This window comes from Corynebacterium sp. HMSC074A09 (assembly GCF_001811545.1).
Classification (GTDB): Bacteria; Actinomycetota; Actinomycetes; order Mycobacteriales; family Mycobacteriaceae; genus Corynebacterium; species Corynebacterium hiratae.
This window is the reverse complement of record NZ_KV805156.1, coordinates 192,218-206,907: the sequence shown is the minus strand read 5'-3', so window position 1 is coordinate 206,907 and position 14,690 is coordinate 192,218. Positions and strand designations below refer to the sequence as shown.

Genomic DNA, 14,690 nt, shown 5'->3' with positions numbered 1-14,690 from the left:
AAGAACTCGACGACTACGCACAACAACAAGCCCAAGCCCAAGCCCAAGCCGAAGCCGAGGACGCGGACAACACCGACACAGATGCCAGCACCGACGACATCCCCTTCTAAACCTTGACCCCACCCCGTCGAATAAAACGACGACACCAATCCAGCAGAAAGGAAAGAACCCAAGAAACCAGGAACACAACCACCGTCGTCACAGACGACGACTGCACTGCCGAAGCCCAGTCAGGCTCGCCCCAACTGTTGCCATTGGGACCGGCTGGACTTAGTCATGCCGGTTAGGATGGAGTGAATGCAGATCTACATTGCCTCAGTACCCGTCGATGATGTTGCCCTCGCTCACGACTTCTATGTCAATACGCTCGGCTTTCGAGTCAAGGACGATGTAACCCACGGAGACTTTCGGTGGCTCACGGTCACCAATGCGGAAGGCCAAGGGGATATGGAGCTCCTGCTCGAGCCCAAGGCCCATTCCGCGGCCAAGGACTACGCAGCAGCACTCAAGGCTGATGGTGTCCCTGTCACCCAGTTCCTATCCGCAGACGTGGAGCGAGAATATAGCGAGCTCACTGAAAAGTGGGAGTGCATTTCACTATGGTGCCGACCGACGTCGGCCCCTCCATCATCGCCGTCTTCGATGACACCGTAGGCAACCTCATCCAACTGGTACAGCTCAAGAAATAGAGAATAAAGAATGTCACACTTACCTTCTTCCGTCGCTATCATCGCAGCCGTTAGCGCCCTATGCGTAATGCCTCTCACTGCATGCGCGGAGCGTGGGTCAGACACGACTCCGACACCGCAGTTCAGTGAAATTCCGTCTAGCTCCGCTGCTATCGATGGGCCGGAGCCGCCGTCCAGTGACACGCAGAATGCTCCCTCACAACAGGATGCCAATGTTGCTGCCTTTGCGGGTATGGGGACGGCTGCGATTGATGACCAACACCACATGCCAGATCGGTTGGGCGGCCTCATTCCGACGGGCGTGCGCGTAGGCGCTCACGACGGTTTCACGCGGGTGGTGGTTGACCTCGAGGGAGAAGGTGAGCCCGGCTGGTTCACCGCCTATACCGACGATCCTCGTCAGCAGGCATCAGGTCATCCAGTCGAAGTAAAGGGAAACACTTTTCTCAATCTGGGGATCGAAGGAACTCCGTGGCCTTCCACAGCCGATCTCGAAGAAAGGTATATGAAGCCAGGAACTACTCCCGGTACTGGTGTGGTGAGCGAAGTCGTATACACGACCTCATTCGAGGCACAAACCCAATTGATCATTGGACTACAGAAGAAGACACCGTACTCAGTGATTTTCCTGGAGGACCCCAAACGCCTAGTTCTCGACTTCCAGGTTTGACGTGTGGTGAAACGATAAGGGCCCTGTCCCCAGCTAATTCCTGGGTTACAGGGCCCTTGTTCTAGGAGGTTCTAGGAGGTCCTAACAGTCCTAGCTAGTCTGGAGATTAATCCTCCTCGACAGGGACCAGGGAGATCTTGCCGCGGTTATCAATGTCGGCGATTTCCACCTGAATCTTATCTCCAACGTTGACGACGTCTTCGACCTTTTCAATGCGCTCGTCGCCACCCAGCTTCGAGATGTGCACAAGGCCGTCGCGACCCGGGGTCAGGGAAACGAAGGCACCGAAAGCCACGGTCTTCACTACGGTGCCGAGGAAGCGCTCACCCACCTTCGGCAGCTGTGGGTTAGCAATGCTGTTCACGCGGTCGATGGCAGCGTCAGCGGCTTCACCCGTAGCGGCCGAAATGTAGACGGTGCCGTCTTCCTCGATGGAGACATCGGCGCCAGTTTCCTCGGTGATGGCGTTGATGGTCTTGCCCTTCGGGCCAATGAGCTCACCAATCTTGTTCACCGGGATAGTCACCGAGGTAATGCGCGGAGCCAGGCCAGACATCTCGTCTGGGCCCTCGATGACCTCAGACATCGTGTCGAGGATGGCGGCACGGGCGTCGCGGGCCTGCTCGAGGGCGTCGGCAAGCACGTGCGATGGAATGCCATCCAGCTTGGTGTCCAGCTGCAGGGCGGTGATGAACTCGGAGGTACCGGCAACCTTGAAGTCCATATCGCCGAAGGCATCCTCAGCGCCGAGGATATCGGTGAGTGCCACGAACTTTTCCTTGCCGTTAACTTCACCAGAAACCAAGCCCATGGCGATACCCGCCACTGGGGCCTTCAGCGGAACGCCCGCGTTGTAGAGGGACAGGGTGGACGCACAGACGGAGCCCATGGAGGTAGAACCGTTGGAACCAAGGGCCTCAGACACCTGACGAATGGCGTAGGGGAAGTCCTCACGGGACGGGATCACCGGCAGCAACGCGCGCTCAGCCAGCGCACCGTGACCAATCTCGCGGCGCTTCGGGGAACCTACGCGGCCGGTCTCGCCGGTGGAGTACGGCGGGAAGTTGTAGTGGTGCATGTAGCGCTTGGACTCCACTGGGGTCAAAGAATCGATCTGCTGCTCCATCTTCAGCATGTCCAGGGTGGTCACACCCAGGATCTGGGTCTCGCCACGCTCGAAGAGAGAGGAGCCGTGTGCACGCGGGATCAGATCAACCTCCACGCCGAGGTCACGGATATCGGTCACACCACGGCCATCGATCCGGAAGCCCTCGGTGAGGATCTTGGTGCGCACGATGTCCTTCATCACGGCGTTGAAGGCGTTGCGGATCTGTTTGGATGCATCGGCTTCGTCGAGGTCGTCAAAGTCTTCGACGAGCTTAGCCTCGACCTGCTCCATGAACTCGTTAGTGGCGTCATCGCGGTCCTGCTTGCCCGGGATGGTGAGGAGCTTCTCCAGCTTCTTGGCGGCTGCCTTTTCAACGGCCGCGTAAACATCATCACCGTAAGGCGGGAAGAGCGGGAACTCCTGCGTCTCCTTGGCTGCACGCTCCGCCAGACCTGCCTGCGCTTCACACAGGGACTTGATGAAAGGCTTCGCAGCCTCCAAGCCCTCAGCCACGGTGGACTCCTGCGGAGCCGGTGCGCCTTCCTTGATGCGCTCGGCTACGTTCACACCAGCGCCGGCCTCGACCATCATGATGGCTACGTCGTCCTTGCGGCCCTTCTTCACGATGCGGCCGGCAACGACCATCTCGAAGAGGGCATGCTCGTGCTGCTCGTTATTCGGGAAGGCCACCCACTGGCCCTTCGGGTGCTTATCATCAGCAATCAGTGCCATGCGCACGCCGCCCACCGGGCCGGATACCGGCAGTCCAGAGAGCTGAGTGGAGGCGGAAGCGCCGTTGATGGCAACGACATCGTAGTACTCCTCCGGGTCCATGGAGAGGACCGTGACAACGACCTGAACCTCGTTGCGCAGACCCTTGACAAAGGTCGGGCGCAGCGGGCGGTCAATGAGGCGGCACGCCAGAATCGCTTCAGTAGAGGGACGCCCCTCGCGGCGGAAGAAGGAGCCCGGAATCTTACCTGCGGCATACATGCGCTCCTCGACGTCCACGGTGAGCGGGAAGAAGTCGAAGCCTTCGCGCGGCTGGTTTGAAGCGGTGGTCGTGGACAGCAGCATGGTGTCCTCGTCCAAGTAGGTGGTCACGGATCCACCCGCCTGGCGAGCCAGCTGGCCTGTCTCAAAACGAATGGTGCGAGTGCCGAAATCGCCGTTATCCAGGGTGGCGATGGCCTCGGTGATTCCGTAATCGTCGTCGATAAGAAACTCGACGGAATTGTTCGGTTGCTTTTTAGCGTTCTTAGCGCTCATGGATGTAACTCTCCTTGGAGCTGTCATGGCGATCTTCGGTGCCGCCTCTTCTTCGATGTTTTCTGACAACGTCCAAGGATTTTAGCAGATGAGATAAGAAAACCCCCGCACACAAGGTGCGGGGGTGAAAAGTTCAGCGCTTAGCGGCGCAGACCCAGGCGAGAAATCAGGTCGCGGTAACGGTCAACGTCGTTAGCGGCCAGGTACTTCAGCAGGCCACGACGGCGACCAACCATGAGCAGCAGACCACGGCGGGAGTGGTGATCGTGCTTGTGATCCTTGAGGTGCTCGGTCAGGTTGTTGATGCGGGTGGTCAGCAGGGCAACCTGTGCCTCCGGGGAGCCGGTGTCGGTCTCGTGCAGGCCGTACTCCTTGAGGATTTCAGCCTTCTTCTCGGTGCTCAAAGCCATGGAAAATCTCCTATTGTATTTCAGTCCACATGAAATGATGCGCCGTGAGGCGCTGCCCGTGACTACTGTGGACCGCAGTCAGCAAGCCGAAGTAGAAGTATAGAGGCTGCCCAGCTTCGACATCAAATCATCGACGAAGCGCGCATCATCCACCGCAACGGCGACACGGGCGGTGGGGTTATCCAGTCGTTCCGGGTCACCAATAGTGCGCCCGTTCTCCTCACACCGCAGGTTGAGATCTAGGCATGTAACCAGCGAGGGATCCGCTGCCACGGCCACCGCCAAAGGATCGTGGAGCCCACAACCGCCAAGGTGCGGCGAGGTCGTCTTGTAGGCGCGGATGTAGTAGTCCACGATGTCCGCGTAGATGCGGCCGGTGCGCGTGCCCCGCCACTGTTGTGTGTGCTCCCTGGTGAGCAACGTGCGCAACGTGACGTCGAGCCCCACCATGGTGAGATCGCGAGCATGCCGGAAGACATAGTCCGTAGCCTGCGGGTCTTGGAAGACATTGGCCTCGGCATAGGGCGTGACGTTCCCGGGCACGGTCAGCGCCCCGCCCATCATGACGATGCGGGCGTTGCGGGCGAAGTCCGGGTCTTCACGCATGGCAGCTGCGATGCTTGTCGACGGCCCCGTCGGCACAATCACCAGATCCTCACCATGCTCACGGACCGAACGGATAAGAAAGCCCACTGCATCCTCATATGCCTTGCGGCGCGGCGGAGGCAGAAGCACTTCCCCAAGTCCATTGCGGCCATGGATGAACGCTGAAATGGGGGCAACGTTAAAGCCCAGGCGTGTCGGCCCAATGAAGACGGGGACATCCTCGGCGTCGAGAAGCTCCAGCAACGCCAGCGAGTTACGCACGCCCAGCGCCACCGGCACATTGCCATAGGTGCCGGTGACCCCGATCAACTCGAGATCAGGGTGCGCTACGGCATAGGCGAGAGCGAGGGCATCGTCGATTCCGGTGTCGAGGTCGAGGATGATCTTCATTTAAGCCTCGCGTGCCAGAATCTCACGAACTCGAGCAACGTCTCGCTCCATAGCCGTCAGGAGTTCCTCCACGGAGTTGAATTTCTCCATGTCTCGCACGTGGTCGACAAAGTGCACGGTGGCCTCGTGCCCGTACAAGTCTGCGTCACGGTCCAGCACGAAGGACTCCACAGAGCGCTCCTCGTCGCCGAAGGTGGGGTTCGTACCCACCGAGATAGCGGCTGGATAAGGAACGCCGGGCTCCATGTCGCCTTCGAGTGGAGCGCCGGTGGGTTCAACCACGAACCAGCCCGCGTAGACGCCATCGGCCGGGATGGCGACGGATTCCGGGAAATACTGGTTGGCGGTCGGGAAACCAAGCTCCTTTCCGCCGCGTCCTGCACCGCGCACAACGGGCCCGGTCACCGTAAAGTGGCGTCCCAGCGCCCAATTGGCGCGCGCAATATCGCCCTTAGCAAGAGCGGCGCGGATGTTGGTGGAGCAGATGCGCTCGCCCTCGTCGTCAAGCAAAGGCACGATGTCAACGTCGAACCCGAATTCGGCACCGAATTTCGCTAGCGCCTCCGCGGTGCCGGATGCACCTGCGCCGAAGGTGAAGTTCTCCCCCACCACGACGTGTTCTGTGTGCAAACGCCCCACCAGGAGTTCCGTCACGTACTCGCGCGGCTCGACGCCCTGGAGTTCCTCGGTGAAGTCGATGACGAGCACGGCCTCGATGCCCATCTCTTCCGCCAACTGCATGCGGCGCTCAAAAGTAATCACGGAGAGCGGCGCGCGCTCCGGCAAGAACACGGAGACTGGGTGCGGATCAAAGGTCACCATCATTGGGCGTTGGCCATGCGTGCGCGCATGCTCGACGGCCTTTGTGACCAACTGTTGGTGTCCGCGGTGCAGGCCATCGAAGACACCAATCGTCACTGATGTCGGACCAAGGTCAGCGGGGATGCTATTGATTCCGTACCAAATATCCACGGCCACCATGCTATCCCACCGCGGCCGGTGCCCTAGACTGCAGGGCATGACTGATCCGCTCGAACGTTCCGGCCTCGTGGTCGTCGACAAACCCGCCGGCATGACCTCGCACGACGTCGTGGGAAAACTCCGCCGCTTCTTCCGCACCCGCAAGGTGGGCCACGCGGGCACGCTTGATCCGATGGCCACGGGAGTGCTCGTTGTAGGCCTCGAACGTGGCACCAAGTTCCTCGCGCACATGGTGGCCTCCACCAAGGCCTACGACGCCACGATTCGCCTCGGCATGGCTACCCACACCGACGATGCGGAAGGTGAAGCTACGTGGGGCAAACCGGCAACCAGTGTGGAAGATTCTGCCATTGCGCACGAGGTTGCTGCGCTGACCGGCGATATTCTGCAGCGGCCGGCAGCGGTCTCCGCTATCAAGATCGATGGTAAACGCGCGCACGAAAGGGTGCGGGCAGGCGAAGAGGTTGAGATCCCCGCGCGCCCAGTAACGGTCAGCCGCTTCGATATCCTCGATACGCGGCGCTGCGGCGAATTCGTAGATTTAGACGTGTCGGTCGCGTGTTCTTCGGGAACCTACATCCGCTCGCTGGCTCGGGATCTGGGTGAAGCCCTCGGCGTCGGCGGGCACCTTACCGCGCTGCGCCGCACGGAGGTGGGCCCTTTCACGCTTGACGACGCCCTCCCCCTCTCTGCTCTCGAGGACTCCCCGACGCTGTCCCTGAGTCTCGATGAGGCTCTCGCTCGCAGCTATCCGGTTTTAGAAGTCACCGATGATGAGGCCCAGGCTCTGGCTATGGGCAAATGGCTGGAGCCGCGTGGGCTGAAAGGCACGTACGCGGCCGTCGATCCGCAGGGACGGTCAATTGCCCTGGTCAAGGAGAAAGGAAAGCGCTTAGCCACGGTTTTCGTCGCGCGGCCCTCGACGCTTTAGTGACCCGGTTTACCTGTCAAAATTGAGCGCTGGAACGGCAGCAGAAACGATGACATAGCCATCCCGGATGATCCAGTGCCCCGTAATAAACGGCACTGGAGTCGGCCGTGCCAAGAGGTAAGAGACGAGCGTTCCGTCTAGGCGCAGGTCAATTTCCGCTTGGTCAAAATCAAGCCACCGCCGGGTCATGGGAAACCAGGTCTTGTAGGTGGCCTCCTTGGCACAGAACAACAGGCGGTCCGGGCAGGAAATACCCGCCGCTTGTAACTGAGCCAGCTGCGGCATCTCCCCCGGCCGAGCGATCATCGTCAGCACATGCTCCGGCAAAGGCTCCGCGGGTTCGGCATCCAGCCCCATCGAGCGCACGTGGGTGGTTGGCGCTGCTACCGCTGCACGCAGGCCTTCGGTGTGCGTCATCGATCCGGTATAGCCCTCCGGCCACAGCGGCATGCCTCGCTCGCCGCGCAGAATCGGCTCATTGTCGGTGTAGTTGAGCTCCTTCAAGGCTTGGTGGGCACACCAGCGTGCATCCCCAAATTCGGACTTGCGCACGTCCACGGCTTGGGAGACCACGGAGCGCTCCTCCGGGGATAGGTGGTTGTAATTGAGCAGATCGGTCATCGACTCGTCTGTACGCACATAGCAATATCGCGCTGACTCCGGGAAGAGGGAAGGCTCAAGCATGCTCTGCCCTCCCTGTCTTCGCATCGATACTCAGCACCGGATATGGCCACGGCTGGAGATGTCCGTGCGCTTGCCACTCACGCGGATAGCCCAAAGACACCTCAATGTGGTCTACTCCATCAATGTTGGCTCGGTTAGGCATATGGAGGTGACCGTAGATGACCGCCTTGGCGTTGTAGCGCCGCGGCCAGGAACGCGTGTGGCGGGTTCCACACCACAACGCCACCTCGGGCCAGCGCAGGTACAAGGTTGGCTCCTGCACCAGTGGCCAGTGATTGATCAGGACGGTCTCGCCCTCAACCCGTGATAGGCGCTTGATGGAATACGCCAAGCGGTCCCAGCACCACGCGCGGACATCGACGAACGGGGCGATAGCAAATTCATCGGTCATGATGATCTGCTTCTGCTTCGCGCTCGCGAGCGCCTGCTCTACCGTTGTTCCCGGCGGACGAAAACTGTAGTCATACAGCGTAAAAAGCGGGACGACAGTAACCCCTCCAAAAACCGGGAAAGGGTCTTCTGGGGTAACCACGCCAATCTCCCGGCAGCCCTCCACGAGCCGATCGTATTTTTCACGTCCCTGATACGCGTCCTGGCCGCGGGAAAAGAGTTCGTGATTGCCGGGCACCCAGATCACGGTGGCGTAGCGGTTTTTCAGCCGCGCCAAGGTGTTGATGACAAGGTCAATGCGCTCGGCCACATCGCCCGCCACAATCAACCAGTCATTCGGATTCGGCGGAACGAGTTCCTCGATACGGTCCCCGTTGACTCGCACCGCCGCGTGGAGATCGGAGACAGCCCACAACGTGGTCATAGCGCCTCCTTCACACAAACATTCTCTCTACTTTTACCACAGGGCTAAACCTGCGCCCACCGCATTGAGTAGAAGCGCCACACCACGCCCACCATGCGGATGAGGATGAACGCGGCGATTCCGCCCCACACCCCGGTCAGGCCGGTGCCGAAAACCAGGGCCAACCAGACACCGGGGAGGAAGCCCAAGAGCACCGATGCGAGGGTGAGCGTGCGGAGGAAGGCTGCGTCCCCAGCGCCTAGGAGAACGCCGTCTAGGGCGAAAACGACGCCGCCAATAATGACGAGGAAAGTCATAACCCACCACGGGCCGGAAATGACCTCGAGGACCTCCGGGCTCGTAGTAAAAATCTGCGGAATGACACCGGCGCCGAGGCCTAGTACCGCTGCGAGCGCGAGGGAGAAAGACGTCGAGTAGAGCGTCACCTTGGTTCCCACCGTGCGGGCATAGCGCGCTGACCCTGCCCCCAATGCCGCGCCGGTCAATGCTTGGGCAGCGATAGCGAGGGAATCCAGAACGAGGGACAGGAAGTTCCACATCTGCATCATGATTTGATGCGCAGCCAACTGGGCAGTTCCGATACGCGAGGCCACCGCTGCCGCCGACAAAAATGCCACTTGGAAACTCAACGAACGCACGATGAGGTCACGCCCCAACACGAGCTGCCGACGCACAACGCTCCAGCGGACCTCCCACGAACCGGCATGCTCGCGGCGCAGCTCCGCCACGAAGAACGCCGCGATGATCCCCATGCCCAGCACCGTGGCCAGAGCTGAGCCCGGCAGACCCCAGAAGTGCACGAAAATAGGCACCGCGATGGCGCCAGGAACCATACCTGCAAGGGTGAAGTAGAGAGGCTTGCGGGTGTTTTGAACACCGCGCATCCAGCCGTTGCCAGCCATGTTGATGAGGGTAAAAGGAATAGCGACGGCCGCGATTCGCAGCCACTGTGCTGTCCCCCGCGCCGTATCTGGATTGCCAGTCAACCACAGCGCAAAGACGCCGGCAAAGAGCCACATGATGATAGCGAGCACCAACCCCACGCCCACGGCAACCCACGTTGCTTGCACGCCCTCCGCCACAGCCTCTTCCCGCTTACCCGCACCGAATAAACGAGAGGCTCGCGCGGTCGTGCCATAAGACAAGAAGGTCAGCTGGGTCGTGACCACGGAATGTAGCGTGGCCGCAGCTCCCAGCGAGGCCAAATCCTCCGCTCCAAGCCGGCCCACCACCGCGGTATCCAGGAGCAAATAAAGCGGCATCGCCGCGAGAACGCCCAGAGCGGGCACAGCGAGGCGGAAAACCTCCGCGGCAGAAACCTTGACTGGTTGCTCGGAAGCCATTTAGGACAACGCACCTACCAGCTGCGCGATAACCTCCTCGGGCGTTCCGTGCGCGGTATAGCCAGCAGCCGGAACATGCCCACCGCCGCCGAAGGTGAGGGCCACTTCGGCGCAGTTGACCGCAGAGGAACGCAAAGATACTGCCCACACATTGGGCGCCTGTTCCTTGAAGACCACTCCAATGTCAGTGCCCTTCAATGCGCGGACATAGTCGACAAAAGACTCAATGGCGGAATCGGCATGAGACGCGACTTCCTCATGCGGCACGAAGAGAACCGCCAGGCGGTGCTCCCCTGCTTCCTCAATTCTGAGGCCTGAGAGCACACGTCCGATCATCTGCAGGTCATCGGCCGTGCTGGAGTCCATGAGTTCCAGCGCAATCTGCTTGGTGTCGAGCCCATAGAGCATCAGGCGCGCAGCGATATCATGCATGGCTGGTCGGCCCCAGCGGAAGTTACCGGTATCGGTGACAAGGCCCGCGTACAGGCAGTGCGCGATGACGCGATCGATCTGGATGGAAAGCCTATCCAGGATATCGAGCAGAACCACCGTGGTGGACTCACACACTGGATCCACCACGTTGATGGCGCCGAAGCCGTCGTTAGAAGCATGGTGATCGATACATAGGACGCGGCCGACGGCGGCCATTTTCTCGAGCCCCTGCGCTACCGAACCTGTCCGTTCTATCGAGCCACAGTCCACAGTGACATAAAGGTCGTAGCCCTGCGGAAGCTCATCCACCAGCTCAATCTCGTCCACGGTAGGAATGGAGAATAGGTTGGCGGAAATATCGCGGCGCTGCCCGATCACGGTGCGGGTCTGCTTCCCGCGCTGGCGCAGCGCCAAGGTGAGGGCCGCCGCAGAGCCGACAGCATCGGCGTCTGGGCGCAAGTGCGTGATAATGCAAATACTGCTGGCCTGCACCAGCGCATCAACTGCGGCTTCGTAGTTGGTTCGTGACACTTAGTCCTCTTCCTTATCCGAGGTCTTGTACGGATTCGCATCACCAGCCGGCTGCGCGCCTTCCTTCAACTTGGCCAACTCCGCAGCGCGGGCACGGGCGCGGGCGAGCAAATCCTCCATGTGAGCGGACGCCTCGGGGACAGTGTCAAGCTCAAAGGACAGCGTCGGCGTAAAGCGAACCGACAGTTCGTCGCCCACGATCTTGCGCAACTGCCCCTTAGCTCGCGTGAGAGCCTCGGCAGCCTGATCGTAATCCGGCTCGGATTCGATATCCGCGCCGCGCACCGTGTAGTACACGGTGGCATCGTGCAGGTCACCCGTAACGCGGGCATCCGTGATGGTCACAAGCTCAAGGCGACGATCCTTAATCTGGCGTTCAATAGCGCTGGCAACGATTGTCTGAATGCGCTTTGCCATGCGCGCGGCGCGTGCGTGATCAACCATGGTGAAGCTCCTTTGCGTACGGGTACTGGCAACTAGTCTAGGATACCGATTCTGCACCTTTCGGCCGAAATGATTAAAGCCCAGCCAGGAAACTTTCCTGGCTGGGCTTTGTTATCTGAGCGCATTTAGTGAGCGGAGAGCTCAGATGTGATTAGTCGCGGGGGACCTCGACTTCCTCGTAGGCCTGGATGATATCGCCTACCTGGATGTCCGGGTAGGACAGGACCATACCGCACTCGTAGCCGGCGTTGATCTCGTTTGCGTCATCCTTCTCATGGCGCAGGGACTCGATCTTGGCATCGGAGACGATGACGTTTCCGTCGCGCACGAGGCGAACCTTGCCGTTGCGCTTGACCTTGCCCTCGGTGACCATACAACCGGCAATGGTGCCGACGGCGGAGGACTTGAACAGCGCGCGGATCTCCGCCGCACCGGTATCCCGCTCCTCGTAGATGGGCTTGAGCATGCCCTTGAGAGCTGCCTCAACCTCTTCAATGGCGCGGTAAATCACGGTGTAGTAGCGGATGTCAACGCCCTCGGCATTCGCTTCCTCCGTCGCCTTGCCTTCAGCGCGAACGTTGAAGGCGATGATGACGGCGTCGGAAGCCGCAGCCAGGCTGACGTTGGTCTGCGTCACAGCACCGACGCCACGGTCGATGATGTTGAGCTGAACCTCGTCGTCGACCTCGATGTCCAGCAGGGCATCTTCCAGAGCTTCGACGGAACCGGCATTGTCGCCCTTGAGGATGAGGTTGAGCGTCGAAGTTTCCTTGAGCACTGCATCCAGATCCTCGAGGGAGACGCGCTTGCGGGCCTTGGCCTGCAGAGCAGAACGCTTACGCGCGTCACGCTGTGCGGCAATCTGGCGAGCGACGCGGTCATCTTCGACAACCAAGAGGTTGTCGCCGGCACCAGGCACGCCGTTGAGACCCTGCACCTGGACCGGGCGGGACGGGCCGGCCTCTTCCACGTCGTTGCCAAACTCATCGAGCATACGACGCACACGTCCGTGCGCATCGCCAACCACGATGGAATCACCAATGCGCAGCGTACCGCGCTGAATGATGACGGTAGCCACCGGACCGCGGCCACGGTCGAGGTGAGCCTCGATGGCAGAACCCTGCGCATCCATATCCGGGTTAGCGGTGAGCTCGAGTGCAGCGTCCGCCGTCAGGATGACAGCCTCCAGCAACTCGTCGATGTTGATGTTGTTCTTCGCGGAGATGTCCACGAACATCGTGTCGCCGCCGTATTCCTCCGGCACCAGACCGTACTCAGTGAGCTGACCACGGATCTTATCCGGGGAAGCTTCCGGCTTATCAATCTTGTTGACCGCGACGACGACCGGGATGTCCGCTGCCTTGGCGTGGTTGATCGCCTCAATGGTCTGCGGCATCACGCCGTCATCAGCGGCGACCACCAGGATGGCCAAGTCGGTGGACTTGGCACCACGGGCACGCATGGCGGTAAACGCCTCGTGGCCCGGTGTATCCAGGAAGGTGATGGTACGCGGGCCATCCTCGAGATTCACCGTGGTCTGGTAGGCACCGATACCCTGGGTAATGCCACCGGCCTCACCCGCACCTTCGTTGGTCTTACGAATGGTGTCCAGAAGGCGGGTCTTACCGTGGTCAACGTGACCCATCACGGTAACGACTGGCGGGCGCTTCTCAAGGGCTTCTTCGCCGCCCTCGTCCTCACCGAACTGCAGGTCGAAGGACTCGAGCAGCTCACGGTCCTCGTCTTCCGGTGAGACAACCTGGACCTCGTAATTAATCTCCGAGCCCAAAAGCTGCAGGGTGTCCTCGGATACGGAGGCCGTAGCCGTCACCATCTCGCCGAGGTTGAACAGTGCCTGAACCAATGCTGCGGGATCCGCACCGATCTTCTCGGCAAAGTCAGCCAGGGAAGCACCGCGGCGCAGGCGAACTACCTTGCCGCCGCCGTCAGGCAGGCGTACGCCGCCTACCTCATGCTTCTGCTGCTCTTCAAACTCGTGGCGCTTCTGACGCTTCGACTTCTTGCCGCGACGCGGTGCGCCACCAGGGCGACCGAATGCACCAGCGGTACCACCGCGGCGACCGCCGCGTCCGCCACGGAAACCACCGTGGCCTGGGCCACCCTGGCCCGGTCCGCCGCCACGACCACCTCGGCCGCGACCGCCACCGCCGCTGCCTGCGGCCTTCGACGGCATGCTGGCCGGGTTCGGATGCGAAGGCATCATGGCCGGCGATGGGCGGCGTCCGCCGCTGCGATTGCCATCACCCTGCGGGCGTGCTCCGCCCTTGCCACCGCGGTTATCACCAGGCTTGCCGGCGGAGCGCTGCCCCTTGCTGCCGCCCGGACGTGGTCCGGGGCTGGGGCGATCGCTCGATCCGCCCGTGGAGAACGGGTTATTGGCGACGCGACGGGTACCACCAGGCTTCGGCATGGAGCGCGGTGTAACTGCGCGCTCGCCAGGCTTGTCCGCATTCTTGCGCTGTGCACCCGGCTTCGGGGCACCGCCCGGCTTAGGCGCAGTTCCCGGCTTCGGGGCGCCGCCCGGCTTGGGAGCGGCACCCGGCTTCGGCGCTGCCCCCGGCTTCGGACCAGGCTTAGCGGCGGTAGCCGGCTGCTTCTCTGCTGGTTTCTTCTCTGCCGCCTTTTTGGCAGCAGAAGCCGGGGAGGCTGCCGGCGCGGTTTTCTCCGCCGGCTTGTCGTTGCCACCCTTAGCTTCATAATGTGCGCGCATCTTCTTGACCACCGGCGGTTCGATGGTCGAGGATGCGGTCTTGACGAACTCGCCTTGTTCCTTCAGCGTGGCGAGCAGTTCCTTGCTGGTTACACCGAGCTGCTTTGCCAACTCGTGTACACGTAGCTTTCCGGGCACTTGTCTCCTCTTTAATCTTTCTAGGAGTCAAGGCCGCGGAATACGGCTTGACCCCTAGTTAATGGCTATGGACTTTCATCGCTGATGCTGCTTCATGGTTGTGCGCTCATCAGTGTTCGGTCTTCCTTTTTAACTCTGGGTCGAACGGGCTAATGCCCGCCGACTGCACCTGCTGCCGAGCAGCGAGGTACTCACGTACGTGACCTGTGTCCACGTCTGTGGACAATCGGAGCGCGCGCCTGAAGGCACGGGTTCGCTCCGCCAGCTCTACTGCCTCCAGATCTGGCCTAATCCACGCTCCCCTACCGGGGAGGCGGCGGCGCGGATCCGGAACAACACGGCTTCCTGTGGGATCGTCCCTATCGGCGACAACCCTGAGCAATTCCGTGTCGGGATGCTTGTGACGCGTGGCGATACAGGTGCGGAGTCGCTGTCCCTGAGACATCCCACTCCTTACGTCGAATCACCACTACCACTACGCCACAGCATTCCTGCACGTGGGCCGTTGTCTAGTCTACG

The 14,690-nt window shown here is 61.0% G+C and carries 13 protein-coding genes and 1 pseudogene; 3 read left to right on the top strand and 11 right to left on the bottom strand.

The window, feature by feature from the left end; all coding sequences use genetic code 11:
- Window positions 1–297 precede the first annotated feature (297 nt).
- A pseudogene (locus HMPREF2807_RS14390) lies at window positions 298–522 on the top strand (VOC family protein); the annotation flags it as partial.
- Window positions 523–756: 234 nt separating this feature from the next.
- Window positions 757–1,359, top strand: a complete 603-nt coding sequence (locus HMPREF2807_RS10615) for an AMIN-like domain-containing (lipo)protein (protein ID WP_232751665.1) — start codon at window positions 757–759, stop codon at window positions 1,357–1,359.
- A gap of 106 nt (window positions 1,360–1,465) precedes the next feature.
- Here the strand turns inward: HMPREF2807_RS10615 and HMPREF2807_RS10610 are convergent, their stop codons facing one another.
- From HMPREF2807_RS10610 to HMPREF2807_RS10595, 4 genes are all read right to left on the bottom strand, one after another.
- Window positions 1,466–3,736, bottom strand: coding sequence for a polyribonucleotide nucleotidyltransferase (locus HMPREF2807_RS10610; RefSeq protein WP_070512689.1), 2,271 nt, complete (start codon window positions 3,734–3,736; stop codon window positions 1,466–1,468).
- Between the two features lie 140 nt (window positions 3,737–3,876).
- Window positions 3,877–4,146, bottom strand: a complete 270-nt coding sequence (gene rpsO, locus HMPREF2807_RS10605; RefSeq protein ID WP_046648089.1) for a 30S ribosomal protein S15 — start codon at window positions 4,144–4,146, stop codon at window positions 3,877–3,879.
- A 78-nt stretch (window positions 4,147–4,224) separates the two neighbouring features.
- Complete coding sequence (locus HMPREF2807_RS10600) at window positions 4,225–5,142, bottom strand: nucleoside hydrolase (RefSeq protein WP_046648088.1); 918 nt, start codon at window positions 5,140–5,142, stop codon at window positions 4,225–4,227.
- Entirely contained in the window at window positions 5,143–6,123 is a 981-nt protein-coding gene (locus HMPREF2807_RS10595; protein WP_046648087.1) for a bifunctional riboflavin kinase/FAD synthetase, read from the bottom strand.
- 37 nt (window positions 6,124–6,160) lie between these two features.
- Here HMPREF2807_RS10595 and truB point away from each other — a divergent pair, with 37 nt between their 5' ends.
- Window positions 6,161–7,054: a tRNA pseudouridine(55) synthase TruB gene (truB, locus tag HMPREF2807_RS10590; protein WP_070512686.1), complete on the top strand. Its 894-nt coding sequence runs from the start codon at window positions 6,161–6,163 to the stop codon at window positions 7,052–7,054.
- 9 nt (window positions 7,055–7,063) lie between these two features.
- On the opposite strand, the gene HMPREF2807_RS10585 is transcribed toward truB, so the two are convergent.
- From HMPREF2807_RS10585 to HMPREF2807_RS10555, 7 genes are all read right to left on the bottom strand, one after another.
- Complete coding sequence (locus HMPREF2807_RS10585) at window positions 7,064–7,738, bottom strand: 4'-phosphopantetheinyl transferase family protein (protein ID WP_046648085.1); 675 nt, start codon at window positions 7,736–7,738, stop codon at window positions 7,064–7,066.
- On the bottom strand, window positions 7,731–8,552 hold the full coding sequence (locus HMPREF2807_RS10580; protein ID WP_046648084.1) for a metallophosphoesterase family protein: 822 nt from the start codon (window positions 8,550–8,552) through the stop codon (window positions 7,731–7,733). The genes HMPREF2807_RS10585 and HMPREF2807_RS10580 overlap by 8 nt, the downstream gene beginning before the upstream one ends.
- Before the next feature lie 44 nt (window positions 8,553–8,596).
- Window positions 8,597–9,895, bottom strand: coding sequence for an MATE family efflux transporter (locus HMPREF2807_RS10575; RefSeq protein WP_046648083.1), 1,299 nt, complete (start codon window positions 9,893–9,895; stop codon window positions 8,597–8,599).
- On the bottom strand, window positions 9,896–10,858 hold the full coding sequence (locus HMPREF2807_RS10570; protein WP_046648081.1) for a DHH family phosphoesterase: 963 nt from the start codon (window positions 10,856–10,858) through the stop codon (window positions 9,896–9,898). It abuts the gene before it with no gap.
- Window positions 10,859–11,302 carry a 30S ribosome-binding factor RbfA gene (rbfA, locus tag HMPREF2807_RS10565; protein ID WP_070512683.1) on the bottom strand — a complete coding sequence of 148 codons (444 nt, stop codon included), beginning with the start codon at window positions 11,300–11,302 and terminating at the stop codon, window positions 10,859–10,861. It lies immediately after the preceding gene.
- A gap of 151 nt (window positions 11,303–11,453) precedes the next feature.
- Complete coding sequence (infB, locus tag HMPREF2807_RS10560) at window positions 11,454–14,171, bottom strand: translation initiation factor IF-2 (protein ID WP_070512680.1); 2,718 nt, start codon at window positions 14,169–14,171, stop codon at window positions 11,454–11,456.
- A gap of 109 nt (window positions 14,172–14,280) precedes the next feature.
- The gene (locus tag HMPREF2807_RS10555; RefSeq protein WP_070512677.1) at window positions 14,281–14,616 is read right to left on the bottom strand and encodes a YlxR family protein; all 336 of its coding nucleotides are present in this window, start codon (window positions 14,614–14,616) and stop codon (window positions 14,281–14,283) included.
- Window positions 14,617–14,690 lie beyond the last annotated feature (74 nt).